The following is a 25,682-nucleotide window of genomic DNA, read 5'->3' as shown; positions in this document are numbered from 1 at the left end:
TTTACCAAGTTAGCTGAGGCCGTGCCCATGGAAAGCGTAGTATTCTGCCGTAGCGATGGTATAACACTTATTTTAATCAGAATAGAAGAAAGCAGAATTACAATAGTTATTGCACAGTATATAGCTTATACGCAGCTAACAACAATCTTTAAGGAATGAGCTTAAGACAAAAAAACAGTTGCTTTATAAAATCAAAGCAACTGTTTTAACATCATTTTATCCTAAAATTGCACGATCATCGTCTAATTGTTCGCCACGGATACGTTTGAATTCATGTAGTAATTTTTCAATTGTTAACTCTTGTTTCTTCTTCCCATCAATATCTAATATAATTTGTCCTTTATCCATCATAATCAAACGATTACCCAAATCTAATGCTTGTTGCATGTTATGGGTCACCATTAATGTTGTTAAATTGAACCTTTTAACGATATCACCTGTTAGATTGGTTATTAACTCTGCTCTTGATGGATCGAGTGCAGCTGTATGTTCATCTAATAGTAAAATGTCTGGTTCCGTAAAAGTTGCCATCAACAAAGATAGGGCTTGTCGTTCTCCACCTGATAACAAGCCGACTTTCGCATTTAAACGGTCTTCTAACCCTAAGTTAAGTGTTAATAGGTAGTCGCGAAATAGTTCCTTTCGCTTTTTCGTAACACCTTTTTGCAATTTTCGTTTTTTATTTCTAGCATATGCCATTGCTAAGTTTTCTTCAATTGTCATGGAAGGCGCTGTTCCTGCCATTGGATCTTGAAAGACTCGCCCAATAAACATAGAACGTTTAAATTCTGGCAAAAGGGTCACATTTTTTTGGTTGATTTCTACAGAACCAATATCTGGTCGTTGACTACCTGAAATAACATTCATTAATGTCGATTTACCAGCACCATTGCTACCGATCACAGTGACAAAATCACCTTCACCAAGTGTTAAATCAATATCTTGTAATGCCTTCTTTTCGTCTGGTGTATCTTCATTAAAGGTGACAGAAATGTCCTTTAAATTTAGCATTTTAGGAGGCCCCCTTTACCTTGTTGTTTAACTCTGTTCGTTTTCTTTGCCTTCGTCTCTGGTCCTTCATCGTCGATATAAACTTAGGAGCAACTAAAGCAACAACTACTAATATTGCGGATATTAACTTCATATCTCCAGTATCTAGAAAGTCAGCCCGTAGTGCCAAGGTGACAACAATTCGATAAATAATTGCACCACCTATCACTGCTAATGTTGTCCTTACAATCGTTTTCTTACCAAACAGCGCTTCTCCAATAATAACCGATGCAAGTCCAATGACAATCATTCCAATACCTGATTTTAAATCGACAAACCCATCATTCTGAGCAATTAATGCACCAGATAGGGCAACTAAGCCGTTGGATATACCTAAACCAATAATTTTCAATGAATCTGTATTGGCAGATAAACTACGGATCATTTTTTCGTTATCCCCTGTAGCTCTTAATGCCAAGCCAATTTCAGTCGTTAAAAAGTAATCTATAAGCAATTTGACGAAAATAATAATTACTATAGTGGCAAACAGAACGATCCATGTACTAGGTAAAGGCGCAACTCCCCAGGAACCAAGCAGCCCATTTAATGCCTCGTCAATACCCAATTGCCCCCAAAATGAATCAAACATATTAAAAACTGTCGACTCATTTAGCAAAGGAATATTCGGCTGTCCACCCATGATACGTAAATTAATGGAATAAAGAGCAGTCATCATTAAAATCCCGGATAATAGCGGATTTATCTTTCCTTTTGTATTTAAGATACCAGTAATATTACCTGCAAAAAAACCAGCAATTGCAGCTAATAACGTACCAATAACAGGTGATACACCATTAACAATACATACAGCAGCAACCGCTGCGCCTGTTACAAAACTACCATCTACGGTCAAGTCTGGAAAATCTAGTATTCGAAATGATAAATAAACACCTAGTGCCATGATTGCAAAAATAATACCAGATTCTACAGCACCGAACATTGAAAAAAACATGCTGCGATCTCTCCTTTAATATAGGAAAAACCGACAAATAAACCTGTAAGGATAAATGTCGGTTTAATTCACTACAATATTTTAGTCATTCCTATGATGAATTGTGTATTCAATGCATTATTCAATTACTCTGTTTCCGTTTCTAAAAATTGTGCTTCTTCATCCCAATCTTCATTCCACTCAACACCTTGATCTTCTGCAGCATCTTTATTAATAAATAGTTGCATTTCTGGCGGAATTTCTACCGGGATATCTGATGTGGTTTTCTCCCCTGTTAAAACTTCTACTGCCATTTCACCGGCACGATATCCGATTGTATGATAATCAATACCATAAGTTGCAAAGCCACCTTTTCTAACGGAATCAGGCTCCCCAACAATTAGCGGAATATCTTGGTCATTACTAACACCGACAACTGCTTCTAAAGCATCAACGACCGTGTTATCTGTAATAACATAAATAACATCTGCATCACCAACTAAAGTAGTGGCTGCTTGTTGTACATCAGCTGAGGTGGCAACCGTACGTTCTTCCGTGTTTAAACTTGTACCTTCAATCGCCGCATTCACCGCTTCAATTTGCGCAACGGAATTCGCCTCTCCAGAGTTATAGATCAGACCAACAGTTGCTTCTTCAAAATAAGTGTCAATAAAGCTCACCGTATTTTCAATTGATTCTGGGTGTAAATCTAGAACCCCCGTAATGTTCTCTCCTGGCTGATCCATCGATTCTACTAGACCACCTTCAACTGCATCTGTAACAGAAGTAAAAATGATTGGAATATCATCTGTTGCTGCCAACGCACCTTGAGCACTTGGTGTGGAATTGGCAAAAATTAAATCCACACTATCTGAAACAAAGTTCTTTGCTATTGTACTAGCATTGTTAACATCATTTTGAGCACTTTGGTAATCATATTCGACTTCTAAACCTGCATCGTCAATTGCTTCCTGGAACCCTTTATATGCAGCATCAAGTGAAGGGTGTTCGACAATTTGTGATGCACCAATTGTGTAAGTATCTGACTCCTCTGCTTGCTCTGACTCTTCACTCTGCTCCTCTTGTTCTTGTTCTGACGCGGGAGTCGTTTCTGAATTCGAATCTGAATCAGAATCAGATGAATTTGTTTCATCACTCGTCCCACAAGCCACTAATAATAATAAACTAATCAGTACTAAACCGAATAAAAAAAGGCCTTTCTTTAGCATTTTCCATCCCCCTATTTTTGTTCAAAGATTCGAAATATTTGTGCTACATTATATCACATAATTTCACACAGTTGTACATACTTGTTTGATTATTGCGAAAGTAATTGTTGGAATAATTAAAATAGGCATGCTTACTACTGCTGATTTTGCCACAGAAAATATAAAATCCGACGTGAATTTGCGTACTTAACTCTCGGAGAGATGCTCGTAGAACCTGTACATTTAGCAAGGCCACGAACCGCTTACTATTATAGGCGATCTCTCATTCCGTTATTTTCACCTTTTCAGCCCTTTTTGGTGGTTGGACGGGCGGGACCTTATTCTTTTTTCCGTGAACTTCTAGTGAGTTTAGCAAACGTTATACCTTGTTAAATTAATTCAGATGTAGCAAACTAGATAACAAAATCATTTAACAAACAATCCTTTGTTCATTACCTTATATTGTTTGTTAGCAAAATATAGAGGTGAAGCAATCATGAAACCTTACATAGTAGTCGGTGCAGGCATATTAGGAGCTTCTACTGCTTATCATTTAGCAAGAGAAGGGGCACCAGTTGTAATTATAGACCGAAAAGATCTTGGCCAAGCAACAGATGCAAGCGCGGGTATTGTTTGCCCATGGTTGTCTCAACGTAGAAACAAAGCCTGGTATACCTTAGCCAAAAATGGCGCTGGTTTTTATCCTAAATTAATTAGCAATCTTGAACAAGACGGAGAAACAGAAACAGGCTATAAACGAGTCGGTGCGATTAGTATTCGTAAAGAAGAGAAAAAGCTACTAGATATGGAAAAACGGGCAATTAAACGCAAAGAAGATGCACCTGAAATTGGTGAAATCACCATGTTAACTCCTTCTGAAACTAAAGCCATGTTTCCTCCCCTAGCAGAAGGGTTTGGTGCTGTCCATGTTAGTGGGGCAGCCCGTGTCGATGGCAGGCTATTACGAGACGCCTTACTCCAAGCTGCAGTAAAACATGGCGCGTCATTCATTAAAGGAGATGCTGAAATCCAATCTACCGGGCAACAAGTGTCAGGCGTAATCGTGAATCAAGAAATGATAGAGGCAAACCAAGTAATTGTTACTGCTGGTGTGTGGGCCGGGAAGGTATTGGAACAAATTGGTGTTTCGTTCAAGGTAGAGCCGCAGAAGGCACAGATCACTCATTTAAAGTTACCAGATGTAGATACAAGCAGTTGGCCTGTTGTCATGCCACCTAGTGACCATTATCTACTAGCATTTGACGATCAGCGCGTGGTAGCAGGAGCAACTCATGAAAACCATGTTGGACTAGATTATCGGGTTACACCAATAGGGTTGCAAGAAATTTTTGAAAAAGCATTGCGTATTGCACCTGATCTTGCAACAAGTACCGTACTGGAGACAAGAGTTGGATTCCGACCTGTCACACCTGGATTCCTTCCCGTTATTGGACCTGTTCCAAACTTTGAAAATATTCTTGTCGCTAATGGACTTGGGTCATCTGGTCTCACAACAGGACCATATATTGGAGAACAGCTTGCAAAACTCGCACTTGGCAAACCATTAGAGATTGATTTAGATTCCTATCCTGTCGCCGGTGCAATGGAATAACTTATTACAACGTTAGAAAAAGGGCTCAGTACAAAACCTGAGCCCTTTTTCTTATTCTTCATCAAAATTATCTGTAACAGCACCAATAGATGAACAGGAAACATTATGTGCATATTTCCCTAGCACACCTTTTGAATAAAGAGGTGGAGCGGTCCAATTGTTTCGACGTTGTTCCAACTCTTCTTCTGACACATCCATCGTTATTTCTTGCACTTCTGAATCAATCGTGACAATGTCCCCTTCTTGCAACAAGGCAATTGGTCCACCTACCTGTGCTTCAGGTGCAATATGACCAACTACTAAACCGTGTGTACCTCCAGAGAATCGACCATCCGTTAGCAGGGCAACCTTTTGTCCGAGACCTTTCCCAACTAAGATGGCGGAGATGGACAACATTTCCGGCATACCTGGTCCACCCTTAGGTCCTTCATAGCGGATAACAAGAACGTCTCCTTCTTTAATTTCATTATCCATTACGGCTTTTGTTGCTTCATCTTCTGTATCAAACACTCTTGCTGGTCCAGTATGACGTTTTACCTTAACGCCTGAAGCTTTAGCAAGTGCACCACGTGGCGCAAGGTTCCCTTTTAATACTACTAATGGACCAGTCTTTCGATATGGCTTGTCCAATGGTAGAATAATTTCTTGATCTTCTGGCAACGGCGTCGCATCCTCTAGGTTTTCTGCAACTGTTTTACCTGTAACGGTTAAGCAATCACCATGTAGATAGCCTGCGTCATAAAGCATTTTCATCACAGCTGGAGTACCACCTATTTTATGAAGATCTTCCATGACATATTTTCCACTTGGCTTAAGGTCTGCAAGGTGAGGTACTTCTTTTTGAATTCGATCGAAGTCATCAATCGTTAGATCGACATTAATTGCATGTGCAATAGCCAGTAAGTGAAGGACAGCATTCGTGGAACCACCTAATGCCATTACAACTGTTATCGCGTTTTCAAACGCTTGTTTTGTCATAATATCTTTAGGATAAATTCCTTTTTCTAATAGAGTATAGACCGCTTCACCAGCTTTTCTACAATCTTCTTCCTTATATTTTGATTCTGCTGGGTTGGACGAGCTTCCTGGTAGACTCATACCAAGTGCTTCAATGGCAGATGCCATCGTGTTTGCTGTGTACATTCCTCCACAAGAACCCGCTCCAGGACAGGCATGGCATTCAATTCCGTGAAGTTCTTCATCACTGATATCACCATTATTATGTTTTCCAACACCTTCAAAAACAGAGACGATATCTAATTTCTCTCCATTTCGGTATCCTGGTGCAATTGTTCCACCGTACACGAATAATGAAGGAACCTCTGATTGGGCAATAGCAATCATACAACCTGGCATGTTCTTATCACAACCACCAATGGTAACAAACCCATCAAGGTTTTCAGCCCCTACAACTGTTTCAATGGAGTCAGCGATTAAATCACGACTCGGTAAAGAGTAGCGCATTCCTTGTGTACCCATGGAAATACCATCCGACACCGTAATCGTATTGAAGATTAACGGAACGCCACCCGCATCACGGGCCCCTTCCTTCGCACGAACGGCTAAATCATTTATATGCATATTACAAGGAGTAACCTCACTCCATGTACTTGCTACACCGATCATCGGCTTCTTAAAATCTTCATCCTCTAAACCAACTGCACGTAGCATCGCGCGATTTGGTGCTCGTTTGGAATCATCAAATACATGACTTTTAATGCGTAGATCCTTTTTCATCCCTATTCCTCCTAATCTCTCTTTCTATTTACTATAATACCAAAATTGACATAGTTCAATATTTTTCATATTTTCTGACTACTTTATTTATAAAAAAAAGAGAATGGAAAGAAATTTGCGCATTGTGACATAAAAAGAACCATTTTAGTAATTCGCAACTCTTTCCATACTACTTGTAAATAACTGTACTATACACTTGGTTACTTGAACTCGGATCAATATACTTTTTAGCACTATTCACCGCCGTTATCGCCTCTGCATAACCAGAAGCAATCAACATGGTTTTATTCGGATAGATAGTAGCATCCCCTGCTGCATAGATTCCTTCAACATTCGTTGCCATCGCTGAATCGACATGCACCCTTCCCTTTTCAGTACCTAATGCCCATTGCTGAAACGGGGCTGCATGTAACTTAACACCATCATATACAAGTAAATGTTCGACACGAACGCTTTCCTGTTCATTACTACTAGTCGTAATATCGATACAGTTTACTTGCTCCTTATTACCATCAATGTTGTTTACTTGTGCGTTTATTCTTAACTCTATCGATGAGGACCATAATTTTTTCAATTCGTGTTCTGATGCATGTTGAAATGATTCTCGATTATTGATTAAATAAACCTTTTTCGTTATCGGTTCTAATGTAAGTGCCCAATCAAGTCCCACTCGATTATTTGACACGATCACAATTTCCTTATTTTTAAACTGATCCAGATCTTGTAAAGTCATATGTACATTGCAATATGTATGAAGGTTCACATCTAGTTGTGTACTTGCCACTTCAAAAGACCCCATACCTGTTGCAATAATAATGGTTTTTGCATCATGCGTTGTGTTATCTGTTATCAATTCAAATTTTCCACCGCTCTTATGAACCGCTTTCACCCATTCGTTTTTCACAATGGTAGGTTGGTGTTTATTTGCTTGTTGCACCATTTGTGTGATTAATGCATTACCACGTATGTCAGGGATTGCACCAATATCATAAATATATTTTTCCGGAAAAAATTGCGCGACTTTACCACCAAGCGCTGGTTTTGCCTCAATCAATTTAGTGGTCAGACCTCTCATCCTACTATACTGTGCGGCAAACAATCCCGTCGTCCCTCCACCTATAATAACAACATCATATAGATCATTGTTTGTCTTCATTGATGAACTCTCCTTTAAAGAATTTTAGCTAACGCCAACCTTTTTTCCGATAACGGTTACTAGCACTATTTTATGAGTTTTACATGCTAAAAAACAAGCGTCTGATTTCCTTACACAGGTAGACGCTTGTTTAGTTAATGAAGCTATTCCTTCAATTATTTCCCAAGTAATAGATCTACTTGCACATCCAACTGTTCTTCTAATGCAATCGGATCAAAGTAGAAAAAGTCATCAATGTTTATTTCATAAACATTGTTGTTCTTGACTGCATCAAGTGATTGCCAAACATCACTGTTTCGGATTTCTTGTGCACGTTCAGCCCCACCATCATCACCATAAACAGAAAGAAAAATATGATCGCCTGCTACGTCTGGTAATGATTCTAGTGATACTTCTAGGTATGGTTGATCATCAATTAAATTTTCTTGGACCATGTCTGGGGGCGTTAATTCTAACACATTGTACAAGTTATAACCGCCTCTACCCCATTTGTTTCCATATACATATATTTGGTTTGCCCAGATCTCTATAATCGATACAGTCTCATCCTCAGCAACAATCCCATCTAACTGTTGTTTAGCTTGTTGACCTTTTTCTTCAAACTGTTCAATCCAATCTGTTGCTTGTTGTTGTTCACCTAAGACTTCACCTAATAGCTCCATTTCTTCGATCACATGGTGCGCACCATATTCAATCAATACGGTTGGGGCTATTTTTTCCAGTTGTTCATAGGACTGTTGATCGGAAGCAATGATAAGATCTGGATCTAATTCAATGACTGTCTCCACATCTACTGGATCACCTATATTTTCAATACCATCAATTTGATTTTGAATATAAGGATTATCTAATTCAGTTGGAAGTGTACCTATTGGTTCTACCCCTAATGTCAACAAATGGCCAACATAATATTGTGACACAACACGTTCTGGGTTACTCGGAACTTCAACTTCCCCTTGATCGTCTTCTACCATTCGGGCCTCATTACCTTCTTCTGTCTCGCTTTCCTCCGTCGGTTGTTCTTGCGTTTCACCACCACAAGCAACTAACAAACTTGCCAATAGAATAAGTCCTAGCATTATGGACAATGACTTTTTCATATAAATATCTCTCCTTCTTTAATCTGTTTTTATTAATAGATAGATAAAGTACGGTGCACCTAGCGCAGAAATAACAATTCCAACCGGTATCTCAGAAGGTGCCATTAAATTTTTACCAATCATATCTGCAACAATTAATAACAGTGCTCCCATTAAGGCCGATGCGGGTATTAACATTTGGTGCTTTGGTCCAATTATTCTGCGAACAAGATGTGGAGAAACTAACCCTAAGAATGCGATATTCCCTGCGACAGATACACTTGCACCTGCCAACCCCACAGCAATTAATAAGAATATTCCTCTTTCTCTTTCCACATGAATCCCTAAACCAGATGCAATATCATCACCATTATGAAGAATATCTAATGACGATGCCTTTAGAATGGCCAAAGGAATTAACAGTATCACCCAAGGTAGAACCGCAAGCACATAGGTCCAATCTGCCCCCCATATACTTCCCGATAGCCAAGTAATCGCCTGGTCGAAATCTTTTGGATCCATTCGCAACTGAAATATAATTAATAATGCATTAATCCCCGAGTTCACAGCAATCCCTACTAACACCAATCGAACTGGTGAAATGCCATCTTTCCAAGCAAATAAATAAATAGCTATTGCCGCTGTCAAAGCACCAACTAAGGCAGTAACCGGTAATAAATAGGTAGAAGAAAAACCAAACGGAATATCTTTAACAAAAAAGATAAATAAGACCACTGCTAATCCTGCACCAGCATTTATTCCAATGATTCCCGGTTCGGCAATTTCATTTTTGGTAATTGCTTGGAGAATCGCACCAGATACAGCCAAACCCGCTCCTACTAGAATCGCAATGACAATACGAGGCAGACGAAACTCAAACAAAATCAAACTATCTTTTTCTGTCCCGTTACCAAACAATGTCTGAATTGCTGTCAATGGACTTAATGCAGCAGTTCCCGTCTGAAGTGATACAAAAAATAAAACAACAATCGATATACTTAGCAGCCCAATGAAAAGAAGAGGCTTTTGTTTGATATATGTAGACAGCTTCATGTTAAGCTCCCCCTTTTCGTGCTAAATATAGGAAAAAGGGAACCCCAATTACCGCCGTTAATGCACCAACTGGCGTTTCAAAAGGGGGATTAATCATTCGCGCACCAATATCAGCTAACACTAACAATAACGCGCCTAATATTGCTGCACAAGGAATGATCCATTTATAATCCGCACCAACCAGAAATCGAGTAATATGTGGGATCACTAAACCAATAAAACCAATTGCTCCTGCAACCGATACAGCAGCACCTGTTAGCATCATCACAATCAGAACTCCTAAACCCTTGGTTACAAACGTTCGTTGACCTAATCCTTTAGCCACATCATCTCCTAAGTTTAGGACTGTAATAGAATGAGCTAAAACAAGTGCTAATAATAAACCAATACCACTAATAGGAAGTAATAATTGTAGACTAAGCCACTTTGAACCAGCTAACCCACCAGCATACCAAAAACTCATATTTTGGGCGACATCATTGTAAATGGCTATACCTGAGGCAAGTGACCTTAACAATGCACCAACAGCGATCCCTGCTAATGCTAACTTGACAGGGGTTAACCCACCTTTAGCAATCGAACCAATACCAAACACAAGAATCGTGCCTAACCCTGCACCAATAAAGGACCAAAACATAATCTGCGAATACGCCATGGTTGGGATAAACGAATAGATAATGGCTAATGAAAAAGCAGCGCCATCCGTAATCCCCATAATCGATGGCGCGGCCAAAGGATTCCTTGTAATTCCCTGTAAAATAGAACCAGAAACAGCTAAACTTGCACCAACTAACGCGCCCGTAAGTGCTCTTGGTAAGCGAACTTCTTCTATAATTTGATGGGCAGTTGAATCGGTATCAAATGCAAAAATTGCATCCCACACCATAGTAAAACCAATTTCTGAAGCCCCAATGGAAACAGAAGCAGCTAATGCAATTGCTAGCAGTACGTTTCCAACAACTAAGATCACGATCGCTAGTATTGGCCTTGATTCCCGTTGTGATCTTGTTCGTTTATTTTCAGCATTTATATTTTCCATAAAACCTTACCTTTAATTTAATAATGATAACCATTCTCATTATAGCTGAATCTCAATAAAACTGCCAACCATGGATTTAATTTCAATCACTTGAGTAACTGGCATCTCCACCATCATCAAGTTTCATAAAACGACGCAATAATGCTAGAAAACTAATTTGGATGATGATACTAACAATTATTGCGACTACCACTGGTAGGGTAAATGTTTCACTTGATACATTCATAGCAAATGGTCTGACTACTTCTATACCCACTAGCATAAATAGGATAATTCTTTCCATGTTTATGGTACGACCAATCATTTCTGTCTTACCTTTATCTCGTACAATTGTCTTCATCCACTGAAATAAATAATAGATAAGCATAATGTGCAAGATGGAAAGGATTACATCATAAACTCCCCATCCAGAAATGACGCCACTGATAGAAGAGACTTGACTCGCCTGTTGTTCAATAAATACAGCAGGGATAGAAAAAAACGTTAATCCTAATGCACTATTCCTTACCTTTTGTCCACTTGGATACGTTTCAATCAATGCTGTTGCACCTGCATAAATCAAATAATATCCTAATGGTTCGGGTAAAACGTCAATAACAAGAAAGTGAATTTCGATTAGTATAAATAAATAACCCCAAAACACTTTGCTGAAAGCTTCCCGCATCATGACCGTCCCCCTTGCTTCTCATCAATGATTTGGTTTATATCGTCCTGCTCTAAATATGGGAGATCATGAATGAATGTTTCCGTGACAAAGGGTTCACCTGATTTAGTCTCGCCTACCATTTCAATCCCAAAGTGAAAGTAACTCACCCGATTTGGGTTAAAACGCATAAACAGTCGTAAGGCTTCGTCCCTTTCCATTTCAAGCGGAAAAACTTCATCATCAATGGTGATACCAGGCACCTCTTCCCATGGAACTTCGAAATCCCGCTTATGCCAATCTGGTCTTTCACCATTCTGCTTTATTTCTTCTAACTCTTGTAGTTTTTCTTGTTCTACATCTACTTTTATCGCTACTTCATTACTAATTTCAGCAAATGGGACATCAATTGCATCAATTCTAATCTCCTCTGTTGTCATTAATGACGTTGACTCTCGGTGCTGATTACTGCTACTGCCAGAACGAAATTCAAGTACACTTTCATTGTTTAGTCGATTGTATAAACGAACCTTACCAACCGTTGCGTTCGTGACACTACCATCAGTAAAATACACTTGCATCTGTTCAAATGACCATGATGGGTTGTCTTCAGATATTGGAATGACGTTCGATGGAACATTTACATTCACTTTTTTTAAATAGTGATGGCGGAATTCCTGTTCGTATTGTATTTGCGGCTGTGTAGCCTGCCATACACCAAAACTTTGATTGTCTACAGGATACAATTGGACATCATCAACTTGTATGTACTGGACCTCCAATGGATTTTGCTTATTGGTTAAGTAATGGAATGGTAAATGAGTTTCTTCCTGCTCAATCTGACGTCCGTAATAGTGATCTAAAAAGATTGGTTGTTCCAACTGATGCGTTTGAAAATAGATATAGTTAGCTATCCAACTAATGATGATCAATCCAATACCAAGCCATAATCCTTTACTATTCAACCCAATCCCCCCGCTCCCGATAATAAGAACTTCAACCATTTTATCATAGGAATACGGTGTAAAGGCCTTTTTGGATGGATTTAGGAAAATCAAATGTTGTAATTTTCATCTTACTTCTACCGAATGCAAAAGACTATCGTAGTTAGTTCATTGTCTCTCGGTTGGATCCACGGTCTGTTCTGTCTGAATCTATCGTGACTATAGAAGACAGAAAAAACTGCCCAACAATAGGTCTAAACCCTAATTGGACAGTTCTGGAACAACTATAAATTCTCTCGCTCTTGTTTAAATTCTTCCTCGGCAATATATTGGTTTGCATTTTCCATTGCCTTATGTTCATTAACAGAATCTCCTGCATACTGATCTGTTGTATCTAGTGGGTGGTCTGCTTCTAAATCCGTTCGTACACCTACCTGTTCACTTGAATTTGCTTTTGTTGTTTTACTAAAGCTTTTTTTATTTTGTTCTTTCATTCCTATCACCTCTTATTTAGTTTTGTTCCACCACAAGAATTTGATTCAGTCTCAATCAATGAACTCCTTTTTAAGTTGTTTCAGAATCTATGCTAGTATGGATGTATAATTTAAAAATGGAGATGAAGCCAAAAATGAAAAAGGAAATTTTAGATCGCTTTACAACTTATGCGAAAGTGGATACACAATCTAATGAAGAAAATGATTCCTGTCCATCTACCCCTGGTCAATGGACACTAGCAAAAAGGCTAGTCGAGGAGTTAAAACAAATTGGAATGGAGGAAGTAACCATTGATGAGCACGCATATGTGATGGCTACACTTCCAGCCAATACGGATAAATCTGTTTCAACGATTGGCTTTTTAGCCCATATGGATACTGCGACAGATTTTACTGGTAAAGATGTAAAGCCTCATTTAGTCGAAAATTATGATGGTAATGATCTTGTGTTAAACCATACAGAAAACATCGTTCTGTCACCTAGTCAATATCCCGAGTTGGCTAACTATAAAGGGCACGATTTAATTACAACAGACGGCACTACACTTTTGGGGGCGGATAATAAAGCAGGTATTGCCGAAATCATGACTGCAATGGCTTATTTAATTAATCATCCTGAAATTGAACATGGAAAAATTAGAGTTGCTTTTACACCTGATGAAGAAATTGGCCGCGGACCACATAAGTTTGATGTAAATGCATTTGACGCTTCCTTCGCTTACACGGTAGATGGTGGACCATTAGGTGAACTTCAATATGAAAGCTTTAATGCTGCCGCTGCGAAGTTAACTTTTAAAGGCAACAATGTCCACCCAGGTTCAGCGAAGAACAAAATGGTAAATGCAACGAAACTTGCAATGGAATTTCACCAACACTTGCCAGAAGAACAAGCCCCAGAACATACAGCAGGATATGAAGGGTTCTACCACCTTCTTTCCTTCCATGGTGATGTGGAACAAACGAACGTCTACTATATTATCCGTGATCATGATGGTGAAAAATTCAATGCCAAAAAACAATATGTGGAAGATACTGTTCAAAAACTAAGCGAAAAATATGGTGCAGATAACATCTTGTTAGAAATGAAAGACCAATACTACAATATGGGAGAAAAAATCAAACCTGTTAAAGAAATTGTAGATATCGCCCATCAAGCGATGGAAAACTTAAGTATAGAACCGATCGTTAAACCAATTCGTGGAGGGACAGACGGATCTCAACTTTCTTATATGGGACTTCCAACACCAAATATATTTACCGGTGGAGAAAACTTTCATGGTAAATTTGAATATATTTCATTGGACAACATGGAAAAATCTGTCCGAACCATAATAAAGATCGCATCCCTTTTCGCCAAAAAAGAAGCATAATATCTTATGAAGTCCACCTGTTATCTATAAGAGGTGGACTTTTTTATATAAAAAAAAGCCTTTGCCTATAAGATTGTTTTTAGTGCATATAAGCTGTATTATGCGACATAACTAGGCTCTATTTACTTTCTTACATTCTGATTGAAATAAGTGCTTTATCATTGTTCCGGCTGAATACTACGCTTTCCATGAGCACGGCCTCGGGACAACAGGATGTTGGTCACACAGACGTTGCTCGCGTGTCCGTGGCAAACTTAGCCTACGTTCCTTAATAATTACTGCGGGATCTTCGGCTCGTGCTGTTCCCATAGGACAAGGAAAGCTTCGATAGCGATACATCGCACGAAGAAAATTGGTTTGTATTTTCGAGGAGTCTCCGTATTCCGCCTCAACTATGGTAAGTTTTCTGATTATGATAAGTGTATGCAAGTTAAATCAGACGCACAAAAAAGGCGTTGATGTTGTAATTAAGTAATAACAACTCTATAAAATTCAACGAATTCTACTTAGCGAAGGAAATACACGAAGACTCCTACGGGAGGAAAGGCCTAGATTGAGACCCCGCAGCGAGGGACGAGCGAGGAGGCTCAACAGCCGCCCGTGGAAAGCGGAGTGTATTTCCGTAGCGATATATTAGCACTCATATTATAAAGGAAAAAGTGGAGGTTAATGCGTATAATACAGCAAATACGCAATAACTAACGAATAAGTGCGTTACGAAAAAAACATACAAAAAACGCCCTTTGGTTATTGTTTGGAATACCAAGGGCGCCATTAATCTGACCAAGATGTCAGGTAATTATCATAATCACCATTTTTCATTGCTTACCAACAGCCACAAAAGTTGGATTGATTTGTTCTCTGTTTGAAACAAATTTGTTCTTTTTCTTCTTACGGAATGCTGAAACTTTTTCGACAATCGACAACGTGATAAAAGTTAACAGAATCGTTACAGAAATAGCAAATAATGATGTCACCATAATTACTATCCCCTTTCTTCATAAAATTCTTCATTTGTTAATGAATTCAAGTATATAATACCAAATTTTAGCAATAAGTAAATATATAAATTGAAATTCTTTTAAATTCTTTTAAATTCTTTACAATATCGTCACATACTTAAAATTCGATCATACATTTCCTCTAATAAAATCGCCCATTACCATCTATTACAAGCTTTGATAAGCATTAGTTAGTAATGTTTTTTTCTTGCATTATTTAACCTAGGCAAAAAAAGAGGAAGGACGCACCTTTACATTTCGGCTTGTCCTTCCTCTTTTTATTTAGACACTACTTTATAATTTAACAACTCTGCTAACACAACCACTTGATTATACTCGCGGTCTTTTGCAGCGTATACTAATGTCACCCGTTCACTGCGCTTAATTATTTCCTGTAATTCTTGTAATTGTCTTTCTTTTTCTTGATTGGTCCATATTTCTTCTTTATATTTTTGTTTAAAAACCGAAAATTTCTCTTGGTCATGGTTAAACCATTTACGCAACTCTGTTGATGGTGCTAGTTGTCGCAACCAATAATCAATCCGGGCTTCCTTTTTTGAAACACCACGCGGCCACAATCTGTCCACCAATACTCGCACACCATCTTCAGAAGTAGGTTGTTGGTAGGCACGTTTTAGTTGTACTTCAATAACAAACACCTCCATCTTATTTCGTTTTAAAATGGTTTTAAGATCATTAGTAAGATGATAATTAAGAAAATAAAATTCTCCACATATTCATATCGAAACAATACTTTGGCTAACCGGTCATACTCCTTGGGAACATCTTCCCCCTGATAGTTTGCAAGCAATTCTTTAATTGGCCTTGAGCAAGGACTTAGAACAAGCGGGCCCATTGCTAATGCAAGTATAAATAAAACAAGACTTATCACATACCATCCCGCTCGAAATAACCCCGGATTAATGAATCCCATCAATAATCCGGTAATCAGTAACAACGTGCCTCCAATCATGACAAAAATATGTAACCGATGTCGAATCAAGTAAGCATGTCTTACTTCTTTCATTGTATTTGCCGTTTTTGGAATAGTCGTCAATACAAAACCAGGGCCCATCCCTAAAATAGCAGAAAATATATGAATGACAACCAAAATTGTGTAGAACGTATCCACCTATATTCCTCACTCTCACATGAATTGTTTTTCAATTTCTACCATTATATTTATCGGTAAGTCTATCATGACAAGGATACAGATGGTGTGACATTCATCAATTATTCATGTGATAACATTTTCTTTCATCGAATAAAATACAATAGTCTAAGTATAATTTAGCCCTATACGATTCATTCTGTATGTATACTAGCTTTTAACATGGAGGTTTGTCACATGAGCGATAAAATGAAAGCAATCATAGAACAGTCTTTAGGCCAACTAATGGAGGATGATACCTTTCTCCCTCATTTACAAGAAGATAAACGGAAAAGAGCACACGATTCATTAGTTTCCATTTTATCCACCCCAAATCATATCATCAAATCTTTCTTACGCATTTCCTTAGAAAATGGTAGAATCACGAGAATACCAGCCTTCAGAGTGCAACATAACAATACACTCGGACCCTATAAAGGTGGTATAAGATTCCACGAATCCGTGAATGAAGATGAAGTTGTTAATCTAGCTAAATTAATGACATTAAAAAATGCACTCCACGATGTCCCATTTGGCGGTGGCAAAGGTGGTGTTGTGATTAATCCTAGAAAGTACAGTGAGGCGGAATTAAACTTAATTTGTAAAAAGTATGTGCATTATTTTAGTGACTCACTAGGTACAGAAAAAGATATCCCAGCACCTGATATTGGTACTGGCGAAAGAGAAATGGATTGGATGATGGCAGAATTTAAATCAATACACCCTGGCGAAACATACCGTGGAAGTTTCACAGGTAAAAGCGTTTTGAATGGTGGATCATTAGGACGTCGTGAAGCAACTGGTAAAGGGGTCTATTATACGTATCGTTACTTACTCCATGATTTTATAAAAGAAAATATAAACCTAATGAACAATCATAAAAATAAACCCTTTGTACAAACCGCATTACAGCATCATGATGGACCCTTAACCATCGCGATCCAAGGTTTTGGAAATGTTGGCTCTGTCGTCGCCCTGGAAGCTTATCAATGTGTGCACCTACAAAATAAAGTGGTTGCTGTTAGTGATCGAAATGTTACACTTTATAACTCTGATGGTTTAGATATACCTGCACTAATCTCGTATAGTAACAAACACGAGGGTGATTTACCTACAACAGAGGGCCAATTAAAAGAACACAACATAAAAGCAACGATTAAAGACCGTGATGGCTTACTCACATCAAACGTTGACGTGTTATTCTTAGCAGCGCTTGAGGATCAGATTCATCGAGATAATTGTCAAGATATTAAAGCACAGGTAATTGTGGAAGGTGCCAATTCACCCGTTACCGAAGAGGCTGGTCGCTTTTTAAGCAATAAAGGGATCGTCATTATCCCCGATATTTTAGCTAATGCCGGTGGTGTGATTGTATCCTACTTAGAATGGTTACAAGGACGAGATACACAATTTTATACGGAAGAACAAGTCTATGAGCTTCTCCACCAAAAAATGAAAACAACATTCGAATCTGTATTCCCTCCATTCTTTAGCAACACATTACCATTAAGAGAAACCTGTTATACCCATGCCGTGATGAAGCTATCTACCATCTTGTATCGCCAAGGTAAGTTATACTAACGGGCGCTTAAAGACAGAACAAAAACCAGTTTAGATGAACTGGTTTTTGTTCTTACCTTACTTTTTTACTTGTTGTTTTTGTCACAATAAAGATAGAATCCGACGTAACTCAAAAATAATTACTCATAATCACCGAAATTTAAGCTAGATGTGTACAATTAACTAGTGTCCGCCTATATTCGAGGCAAACTTATTCCTTCCTAATGTACACGTTTCTTGAGTTTTCATGCACAATAGGATCAACTTTTATGCTAGATGTGCACGTTTATTTCGTTTCCGTCTATATTTGAGGTGATTTCCCTCCCTAATGTACACGTTTCTTGAGTTTTCATCTTGTTCTACGTCGGAGTTTCTATCAACTACGTACTAAGAACCATTCAATAACCTACCTTTGCTCATCCTCCAACATCGCTTTAATTCCAGCAATATTTATCCCTTGATCAATTAATTCTTTCACCTTTTTTAACCGTTTCATATCATTAAATGAATAGACACGCCGATTTCCTTCACTTCTCTTTGGATGAACCAATCCTTGTTCCTCGTAATACCTAATTTGTCTTGCGGACAGTTCTGTCCATTCTTTTACAGCACTGATTGGGAAAGCGGCTCTATCATTAGGAATATTCTGATGGTTCAACTCCCCCTCCCCCCTCTTCTCATATACGGCTACAGTTTAGCTAATTGTGTATAGACGTCTTTTAGGTTCTCAAATCCTAACCCTTGAATAGACCGGACACATTCCGTCCACAACTTAGCTGTAGCGATTGCATCATGCAAGGCATGATGTCTTTTTTCAATCGTGATTCCATAGTAATCACAACACGAATCTAATGTCACCAACTGTGTCTGAGGATTGATTACCTTCATTAAAAATGACGTATCAACAATTCGGTGTTGAAACCCTGTCTTCATCGACATCCATGTTGCATGTTTCATAAACTGCTTTTCATGACCGGCGTGATGAGCCACTAATAGGTCACTTTTAACAAATTGGTAAAACTCCCTTAGCACAACTTGTAGAGGAGGTGCCTCGTTTAATTGATCATTTGTGAGTCCAGTTAAACCCTTTATTTCTGTCGATAACGAGCTATCATGATGAATCATCGAATAAAAGGATTCCTCCTCTAGCAGTTGCTCACCCTTCACCTTAACCGCACCAATTGATAGTATTTTGTCCCCCTTGTATGGAAAAAAACCTGTTGTTTCCATATCAAATACAACCACTTCTAATTGGTGAAAAGGAATTTCCAAGACTTCTTTCTTTTTTAATTCTCTTTGTAAGTTTCGCAAATAAGCTACTTTATTAGGATCTGTTTGACCAGATGTCCCCGAATACGGCCCCACGTTTAACTTTCCTGATACTTGTTTCACGAATTGAAACATGTGATTCATTACCATAAGGAACACTCTTTTTCGACAATAGATTTAGTTTCAGAAAAAAGGCTATATCCATTTTTCATTAATACTTTAAGCTGTTGTCTACCCTCTTTTGATAGAGCATGTTTGTGTACAACATGCACCTGTTTATAACTTCTTGCATGCTTACAAAAACGAAGACGAAAATCCAGCAGCTCTTGAAAATACGGTCGATACCTTCCTATAGTAGGATAATTGTTTTCTAACAGCTTAAATCTCGATAGGGTGGAAGGTAAGAACACATCATTCTTTAAAGCTAGTAATCTTAGTGCATTAACATATGGAAAAAAGGTTGTTTGCTTTAGTTTAATTGTTCCCGCTTGTTCCCCTCTTGTCTCTGGAAGTAGTTGACCAAAGACACCAATACCTTTTTGTATAAACGCTACATTCTCCACTAAACGGATATATAAGTGAGGTTGAGATTTTAACAGACTAAACGCTGTTTCCTTTAGCGTTTTTAGATACGCTTCCCTTCCAATTACTACACGCGAATCAAAAAATGTAGAAAAATGGCGGAGTGACTCCCACCGCGCTTCTTGAAGCCATTGTTTGATTTGTTGTTGCCATGAACTGATCGATTGACACCAGAGCGGATAAGATGCCATGACATACCCGTCGCACAATTCATAATCAACCACCGCAAGGCCATGTGTTATTTCTTTTCCCAGTTCTAAAAAATAGGACTGACACTCGTCGTCATTACCATCATAAATAATCCCATGATCTTGATCACTCCAAATCGATTGTTCAAATCGACCACCACTACCCATTAAAAAGAAAGCAAAGGGAGCGGGAGGGCTCCCCCACTCAGCACAAACCTTCTTCATTGCAACATGCACTGTCTCTCTGATGATGTGATCATGAAGTTTATTTAATTGCTCATGGTCAGAAGCTACTTTTGACATCTGTATCCATCGCCATTTTTTTATTTCTGTATAACTTTCCATCACCTGATCAGACCCTTTATCTCGTCTCGACTTCCTTCTATCTAGTTTAAGCACCTTTCCTGTCATCTGGATGAGGGATATTCTCAGGGTAACCATAACTACCGTGTTCACTTAAATCAAGGCCAACAATCTCTTCTTCTTCCGTAACTCGAAGACCACCCATCACTTTATCCATTACTTTCAAAATAATAAAGGAAACAACAAATGCATAAACACCACTAGCTACAACACCCATGATTTGAACACCTAGTTGCGTAAAGCCACCACCATAGAATAGTCCTGGTAGCCCCCATCCAATCTCAACAGAATAAGCAGGAACAGCGAATAGTCCGTTCGCAATTGTCCCCCACACACCAACTGTACCGTGAACAGATAGGGCAAAAATCGGATCATCAATTTTAGCTTTATCAAATAGCTTCATACTGTACACGACAATGATCCCACCAATAATACCAATAACAACTGCAGCCCATGGTTCAACAAACCCAGCAGGAGCTGTAATAGCAACTAAACCAGCTAATGCACCATTTAATGTTGTAGGAACATCTGCTTTACCTGTTAATGCCCAAGCAACAAACATGGCAGCAACAGCACCAGCAGCAGCAGCTAATTGTGTATTAAGGATTGCAAAACCAAAGAATGCATCTGCAACTTCAAATGTACTTCCTCCGTTAAATCCAAACCAACCTACCCATAGAAGCAATACACCTAGCGCAGTATATACTTGGTTGTGACCTGCTAAATCATTGGATGAACCGTCTTTGTTATATTTGCCAATACGTGGTTTCAAAATAATCGTTGCAGCAAGTGCCGCCATTGCACCTGTTAAGTGAACAACGGTTGAACCCGCAAAGTCTTGTTTCCCGTGATCGGCTAACCAACCACTACCCCAAATCCAGTGTGCCACGACCGGATAAATGAAAGCTGAGAATAATACTGCAAAAATAACATAAGCAGATAATTTCGCACGTTCAGCAAAGCCACCAAATGCAATTGTTAAAGCAATTAAAGCAAACATCATTTGAAACATAAAATCTACAGCTGGTGATAATCCTTCACCACTAAACGATGAATCCCCAAAGAAGAAATCAGTTAATCCAATAAAACCGTTACCTTCACCGTAAATAAATCCCCAACCTACGGCCCAGAAAACCAATGAACCAATTCCAACTGTGAAGATCGTTTTACCAGCAATATGTCCAGCATTCTTCATTCTTGTTGAACCTGCCTCAAGTAATATAAATCCCCCCTGCATTAATAAGACTAAAAAAGTACCGATGATGACCCATAAATTATCCATTAAAACTTGTTCCATAATCTTTCTCCCCTTTTGTGTAAATTGTGTTAACATCTCTTGTTAATTAACAATTTATCAGCGGCTGAATTTTCAAACAATTAACTTGTGAGAAAATCTAACAAACTATTTAAACACAGCCCCCCAGTGAATCCGTTAACATTACGATTACGATGGGGAGTGTGCAATAAATTATTTTTTTAAAAAATTATCCACCTTGCCACGATCGAGAAGTTATTTGTTATACTCAAAGATTAAAGTTTGGTATACTAAAATATGAGCACGAATATTGCTACTATTTAAAATTATGGTTTCATAAATTAATAATAAATACATTCAAAAAAGGTGGGATTTATGATTGCTGACATAGCAAACACAATCAATAGCTCGATACTATTAGTTTCCATACTATTAATCGTCGGTGTACTTACGACAAAATTCTCCTCACGTTTAGGACTACCTTCCCTCGTTTTTTATATCATTGTAGGCATGATCCTTTCACAATTTATTTACTATGACAATGCACCACTTACTCAATTATTTGGAATATTGGCTTTAATTGTTATTTTATTTGAAGGTGGGATGCAAACAAAGTGGGAGCCTTTAAAAGGCGTCATAAAACCATCCTTATCGTTAGCTACCGCTGGTGTATTGATCACAACCGCAACAATAGGTGTTTTTGCTAAATATATTTTGGGTGTTTCCTGGCTTGAGGGACTGTTATTCGGTGCAATTGTTGGATCAACAGATGCAGCAGCAGTATTCGCCGTTATTGGGAACAAAAATATTAAACAAAGATTAGCCGCAACATTAGAAGCAGAATCAGGGACAAACGATCCAATGGCCGTGTTTTTAACCATATCGTTTATTTCACTAATCCAAAGTCCAACAACAAACATATGGGCTATTTCATTACACTTCTTTTGGCAAATGGGGTTAGGTATTGCGATTGGATTTTGTATGGGGAAATTGACCGTTTGGGGTATAAATAAAATTAATTTGGATTCGTCAGGATTATATCCTATTATGGCACTTGCTTTCGCCATTTTCACATTCAGCATAACAGCGCTTTTTCAAGGAAGTGGTTTCCTTGCTGTCTATGTAATGGCAGTATTCGTCGGAAATGCAGATTTAACCTATCGTCATTCCATTTTCCGTTTTAATGAAGGCTTTGCATGGATGATGCAGATTCTAATGTTTATTCTATTAGGTCTATTAGTATTTCCGAACCAATTAGTAGATATCTTCTGGCAAGGCGTCATTCTATCCTTACTTCTAATGCTTGTAGCAAGACCATTAGGTGTATTCTTAAGTACTATTAAGATGAATTTTTCTTTGAAAGAAAAACTTTTCCTTTCATGTGCTGGGTTAAAAGGGGCTGTACCAATCGTGTTGGCTACTTACCCAATGATCGCAAACCTTGAAAATAGCCAACTATTATTCAATGTTGTCTTTTTCGTTGTCTTGACCTCTGCTCTTATTCAAGGCGCTTCGATTTCACCATTAGCTAATATATTGAGGCTTTCAAATGGAGAAAAAATTCAACCTACACATTCTTTAGAATTAGTCTCCATGGGGAAAACCACTTCTGAGATAATTGAAATTCATATCAAAGAAAAGTCAGATGTCATTAATAAAACCCTAACCAATATTCAACTTCCTAAACATACATTAATTACTGCTATTATCCGTAACGAAAAAGTCCTTACACCATCTGGGGATACAACATTAAAACAAGATGACATTATTTATGTGTTAACACCCAAAATAAAACGAAAAAAAGTCCATTCCATCTTTACACACCAGACAGCTCAACAATCTAAAAATGAGGCCGTTCCATAAGATATAGCTTATGGAACAGCCTCATTTACTTAACTGATCGTTGAACCTCTTGAAAGTAGCCGTTGCTTATTTGTCCGATTATCCTGAACAATAATAACTGCTGCTAATACCATTACAACCCCTAGATACTGCCAAACGATTAACCTTTCTTGAAAAATAAGAAAGCTTGTTATACATGCAACAACCGGCTCGATTGTCGCAATAATGGAGGCCTGACTAGATTCTATTTGTTTTAATCCTGCGGTATAAAACAGAAAGGCTAATGTCGTAGAAAGAAAGCCAAGACCTATTATAAAAAGCCACGACTTGATATTTATAAATAACGGGAACGCCCTCCACACCCCACTAAATGGAGTAACAGCACAAGCAGCAAAAATAAAGGTATAAACCGTTACCGTTAACGTATCATATTTCCTTAAAGCCAGTTTCCCAAAAATACTGTACAATGCATAAAAAAAGCCTGCTCCTAACCCTAAAATGATGCCATACAGTGACACCGTCTCATCCATCGAAGGAAAAACACCAATCACTAAAACACAACCAATAAAGGTAGTCACTAAAGCCACTACCTTTCTACTAGTAAACCATTCTTTGAATATAAACCTCGCGATTACCGCAACAAACACGGGTGCGGTATATAATAAAACAGAAGCGATTGATATCGAGGTTTCTTCCATTGCACGAAATAAACACCAATTGAACAAGGCAATACTAATAACGCCCGTCCCAACAAAATAGTGACTATCCTTGAAAGATATCTTGAAAAGGGAGCGGTTTTTATATAAAACCACTAAGATTAGAAACAAAGCAGCTGTCATCGTACGAACTGCGACAACTTGTATTGGTGTAAAACCTAGTTCATATAAATAAGTAACAAATATACCAATAATCCCCCAGAGCGAAGCCCCCATTGCTATATATGCTAATGCTAGCTTCCTTCCCATTTTACACTCCTCCTACCAATCATCTTACCAAACAGATCTTTTGTAATAGCAATAATAAAGTAATACTTCAATCAGTGGGATTTTTCTTTTACCCCACTGATTGTTAGTACCACAATGATGACCTGCCCCCCCTTCCACACTTATCTTCTTTTGATTTAATTTCGTAGATTAAAGTGGGGCCTTACTGCCAATTAAACGCGGGATAAATAATACTCTTATGTACAAAAATGCATTCAACAACTATTATTTAAAAGGAGCGATGTTTATGCCAAACATCGCTCCTTTTGCCTATTTCTGTTTATTTGTCTGCTCTCGGTTGACTCTCAAATCCTATCTTCTTATGTGTTCCATCACAGAATGGCTTATTTCCTGACGCCCCGCAACGACATAAGGAAAAGGATGGCTTTGTCTCAAACACATTCCCCTCTTTATCAACTAATTCAACATCACCTGATACACGAAGAGAGCCATTATCGTTTACTTTAATTTTAACTTTTTCACTCATTTCTCTCACCCCTTTGTTTTTATTTTAAAGTTTGTTATTTCCAGTGTCTAGCAATCCCAATCCACATAACGAAAGACCCTTTTAAAAATTGTTGTTGCACAAGCTGTATTTTGTGCAATTATCTCTTATGTCCTTTATAAAGTGAGTGCTAATAGTCGCTGCGGAAATACACTACGCTTTCCTGTGGGGGGCTGGTGAGCCTCCTCGTTCGTACCTCACTGCGGGGTCTCACCGATGCCACTAGTCCCACGGGAGTCTCCGTGTATTTCCTCCGCTTATTTAGTGATTTGAAGTTTTATAGAGCATTGATTAATAAATATCAAATATATTTTTGAATTTTATTGCGTATATACATTTACCACTAATCAGAGAACTTATCCCAGCGAAGGCAAAATACGGAGACTCCTATGGGAATAGCGCGAGCTGAAGATCCACTTGGTAAAGTGGTTTTCTTTACCAAGTTAGCTGAGGCCGTGCCCATGGAAAGCGGAGTATTTTGCCGCAGCGACCTCATAGCACTCTTTTCAATCTGTGTAAATATAGCTAGTGAATTTACTGCACATAATACAGCTATTGTGAATTAAAAAGCGACAACGTTTATGAAATGAATCCATATGTAAAATATGTTCGTATATGAATATTTATGACCTTTCTCATGATACTAATACTGTAACAATAACGAACTG

Annotated in this window: 24 protein-coding genes; 4 read left to right on the top strand and 20 right to left on the bottom strand. The window is 38.3% G+C overall.

What is annotated here, in order from left to right:
* Positions 1-216: 216 nt before the first annotated feature.
* The 3 genes from FCI53_RS16205 to FCI53_RS16195 form a co-directional block, all read right to left on the bottom strand.
* Positions 217-1,011: an ABC transporter ATP-binding protein gene (locus tag FCI53_RS16205; protein WP_138420083.1), complete on the bottom strand. Its 795-nt coding sequence runs from the start codon at positions 1,009-1,011 to the stop codon at positions 217-219.
* Between the two features lies 1 nt (position 1,012).
* Positions 1,013-2,002 carry an ABC transporter permease gene (locus tag FCI53_RS16200; protein WP_138420082.1) on the bottom strand — a complete coding sequence of 330 codons (990 nt, stop codon included), beginning with the start codon at positions 2,000-2,002 and terminating at the stop codon, positions 1,013-1,015.
* A 125-nt stretch (positions 2,003-2,127) separates the two neighbouring features.
* The gene (locus FCI53_RS16195) at positions 2,128-3,210 is read right to left on the bottom strand and encodes an ABC transporter substrate-binding protein (RefSeq protein WP_138420081.1); all 1,083 of its coding nucleotides are present in this window, start codon (positions 3,208-3,210) and stop codon (positions 2,128-2,130) included.
* 475 nt (positions 3,211-3,685) lie between these two features.
* On the opposite strand from FCI53_RS16195, the gene FCI53_RS16190 reads away from it, so the two are divergent.
* A complete protein-coding gene (locus FCI53_RS16190; RefSeq protein WP_138420080.1) occupies positions 3,686-4,801 on the top strand; it encodes an NAD(P)/FAD-dependent oxidoreductase in 1,116 nt (371 codons plus the stop codon).
* A gap of 51 nt (positions 4,802-4,852) precedes the next feature.
* Here the strand turns inward: FCI53_RS16190 and ilvD are convergent, their stop codons facing one another.
* The 8 genes from ilvD to FCI53_RS16150 form a co-directional block, all read right to left on the bottom strand.
* On the bottom strand, positions 4,853-6,538 hold the full coding sequence (ilvD, locus tag FCI53_RS16185; protein ID WP_138420079.1) for a dihydroxy-acid dehydratase: 1,686 nt from the start codon (positions 6,536-6,538) through the stop codon (positions 4,853-4,855).
* A gap of 169 nt (positions 6,539-6,707) precedes the next feature.
* Positions 6,708-7,694 carry an NAD(P)/FAD-dependent oxidoreductase gene (locus tag FCI53_RS16180; RefSeq protein ID WP_138420078.1) on the bottom strand — a complete coding sequence of 329 codons (987 nt, stop codon included), beginning with the start codon at positions 7,692-7,694 and terminating at the stop codon, positions 6,708-6,710.
* A 155-nt stretch (positions 7,695-7,849) separates the two neighbouring features.
* The gene (locus FCI53_RS16175) at positions 7,850-8,794 is read right to left on the bottom strand and encodes an ABC transporter substrate-binding protein (RefSeq protein WP_138420077.1); all 945 of its coding nucleotides are present in this window, start codon (positions 8,792-8,794) and stop codon (positions 7,850-7,852) included.
* An 18-nt stretch (positions 8,795-8,812) separates the two neighbouring features.
* On the bottom strand, positions 8,813-9,826 hold the full coding sequence (locus FCI53_RS16170; RefSeq protein WP_138420076.1) for a FecCD family ABC transporter permease: 1,014 nt from the start codon (positions 9,824-9,826) through the stop codon (positions 8,813-8,815).
* Between the two features lies 1 nt (position 9,827).
* Positions 9,828-10,865 carry a FecCD family ABC transporter permease gene (locus FCI53_RS16165; protein ID WP_138420075.1) on the bottom strand — a complete coding sequence of 346 codons (1,038 nt, stop codon included), beginning with the start codon at positions 10,863-10,865 and terminating at the stop codon, positions 9,828-9,830.
* 82 nt (positions 10,866-10,947) lie between these two features.
* Positions 10,948-11,532: a hypothetical protein gene (locus FCI53_RS16160; protein ID WP_138420074.1), complete on the bottom strand. Its 585-nt coding sequence runs from the start codon at positions 11,530-11,532 to the stop codon at positions 10,948-10,950.
* Positions 11,529-12,473, bottom strand: a complete 945-nt coding sequence (locus tag FCI53_RS16155; protein WP_138420073.1) for a hypothetical protein — start codon at positions 12,471-12,473, stop codon at positions 11,529-11,531. Before FCI53_RS16155 ends, FCI53_RS16160 begins: the two co-directional genes overlap by 4 nt.
* A 263-nt stretch (positions 12,474-12,736) precedes the next feature.
* The gene (locus tag FCI53_RS16150) at positions 12,737-12,946 is read right to left on the bottom strand and encodes a hypothetical protein (protein WP_138420072.1); all 210 of its coding nucleotides are present in this window, start codon (positions 12,944-12,946) and stop codon (positions 12,737-12,739) included.
* A 134-nt stretch (positions 12,947-13,080) separates the two neighbouring features.
* Between FCI53_RS16150 and pepT the strand changes: the two genes are divergently transcribed.
* Positions 13,081-14,316 carry a peptidase T gene (gene pepT / locus FCI53_RS16145; RefSeq protein WP_138420071.1) on the top strand — a complete coding sequence of 412 codons (1,236 nt, stop codon included), beginning with the start codon at positions 13,081-13,083 and terminating at the stop codon, positions 14,314-14,316.
* 818 nt (positions 14,317-15,134) lie between these two features.
* Here the strand turns inward: pepT and FCI53_RS21555 are convergent.
* The 3 genes from FCI53_RS21555 to FCI53_RS16135 form a co-directional block, all read right to left on the bottom strand.
* Positions 15,135-15,296: a hypothetical protein gene (locus FCI53_RS21555; RefSeq protein WP_171038212.1), complete on the bottom strand. Its 162-nt coding sequence runs from the start codon at positions 15,294-15,296 to the stop codon at positions 15,135-15,137.
* 299 nt (positions 15,297-15,595) lie between these two features.
* Positions 15,596-15,982: a DUF488 domain-containing protein gene (locus tag FCI53_RS16140; protein WP_138420070.1), complete on the bottom strand. Its 387-nt coding sequence runs from the start codon at positions 15,980-15,982 to the stop codon at positions 15,596-15,598.
* A gap of 11 nt (positions 15,983-15,993) precedes the next feature.
* Positions 15,994-16,449, bottom strand: a complete 456-nt coding sequence (locus FCI53_RS16135; protein ID WP_138420069.1) for a DUF2269 family protein — start codon at positions 16,447-16,449, stop codon at positions 15,994-15,996.
* 216 nt (positions 16,450-16,665) lie between these two features.
* Here FCI53_RS16135 and FCI53_RS16130 point away from each other — a divergent pair, with 216 nt between their 5' ends.
* On the top strand, positions 16,666-18,048 hold the full coding sequence (locus tag FCI53_RS16130) for a Glu/Leu/Phe/Val family dehydrogenase (RefSeq protein WP_138420068.1): 1,383 nt from the start codon (positions 16,666-16,668) through the stop codon (positions 18,046-18,048).
* Positions 18,049-18,433: 385 nt separating this feature from the next.
* Here the strand turns inward: FCI53_RS16130 and FCI53_RS16125 are convergent, their stop codons facing one another.
* Genes FCI53_RS16125 through FCI53_RS16110 form a run of 4 tightly spaced genes read right to left on the bottom strand, consistent with a single transcriptional unit; the run spans position 18,434 to position 21,726 of the window.
* The gene (locus tag FCI53_RS16125) at positions 18,434-18,685 is read right to left on the bottom strand and encodes a MerR family transcriptional regulator (protein ID WP_138420067.1); all 252 of its coding nucleotides are present in this window, start codon (positions 18,683-18,685) and stop codon (positions 18,434-18,436) included.
* Between the two features lie 29 nt (positions 18,686-18,714).
* Positions 18,715-19,446: an exonuclease domain-containing protein gene (locus FCI53_RS16120; protein ID WP_138420066.1), complete on the bottom strand. Its 732-nt coding sequence runs from the start codon at positions 19,444-19,446 to the stop codon at positions 18,715-18,717.
* Complete coding sequence (locus FCI53_RS16115) at positions 19,440-20,465, bottom strand: DUF294 nucleotidyltransferase-like domain-containing protein (protein ID WP_246050133.1); 1,026 nt, start codon at positions 20,463-20,465, stop codon at positions 19,440-19,442. The genes FCI53_RS16120 and FCI53_RS16115 overlap by 7 nt, the downstream gene beginning before the upstream one ends.
* On the bottom strand, positions 20,458-21,726 hold the full coding sequence (locus FCI53_RS16110; protein ID WP_138420065.1) for an ammonium transporter: 1,269 nt from the start codon (positions 21,724-21,726) through the stop codon (positions 20,458-20,460). Before FCI53_RS16110 ends, FCI53_RS16115 begins: the two co-directional genes overlap by 8 nt.
* A gap of 333 nt (positions 21,727-22,059) precedes the next feature.
* Between FCI53_RS16110 and FCI53_RS16105 the strand changes: the two genes are divergently transcribed.
* The gene (locus FCI53_RS16105; protein WP_425457191.1) at positions 22,060-23,547 is read left to right on the top strand and encodes a potassium/proton antiporter; all 1,488 of its coding nucleotides are present in this window, start codon (positions 22,060-22,062) and stop codon (positions 23,545-23,547) included.
* A 29-nt stretch (positions 23,548-23,576) separates the two neighbouring features.
* On the opposite strand, the gene FCI53_RS16100 is transcribed toward FCI53_RS16105, so the two are convergent.
* Together FCI53_RS16100 and FCI53_RS16095 are read right to left on the bottom strand one after the other, a co-directional pair.
* A complete protein-coding gene (locus FCI53_RS16100; RefSeq protein WP_138420064.1) occupies positions 23,577-24,491 on the bottom strand; it encodes a DMT family transporter in 915 nt (304 codons plus the stop codon).
* A 298-nt stretch (positions 24,492-24,789) separates the two neighbouring features.
* A complete protein-coding gene (locus tag FCI53_RS16095; protein WP_138420063.1) occupies positions 24,790-24,996 on the bottom strand; it encodes a CDGSH iron-sulfur domain-containing protein in 207 nt (68 codons plus the stop codon).
* Between the last annotated feature and the right edge of the window lie 686 nt (positions 24,997-25,682).

Origin of the sequence: Aquibacillus sediminis (genome assembly GCF_005870085.1) — a bacterium.
Taxonomy (GTDB): Bacteria; Bacillota; Bacilli; order Bacillales; family Amphibacillaceae; genus Aquibacillus_E; species Aquibacillus_E sediminis.
The sequence above is the reverse complement of the archived record's forward strand: the minus strand, read 5'-3'. Positions and strand labels throughout refer to the sequence as shown.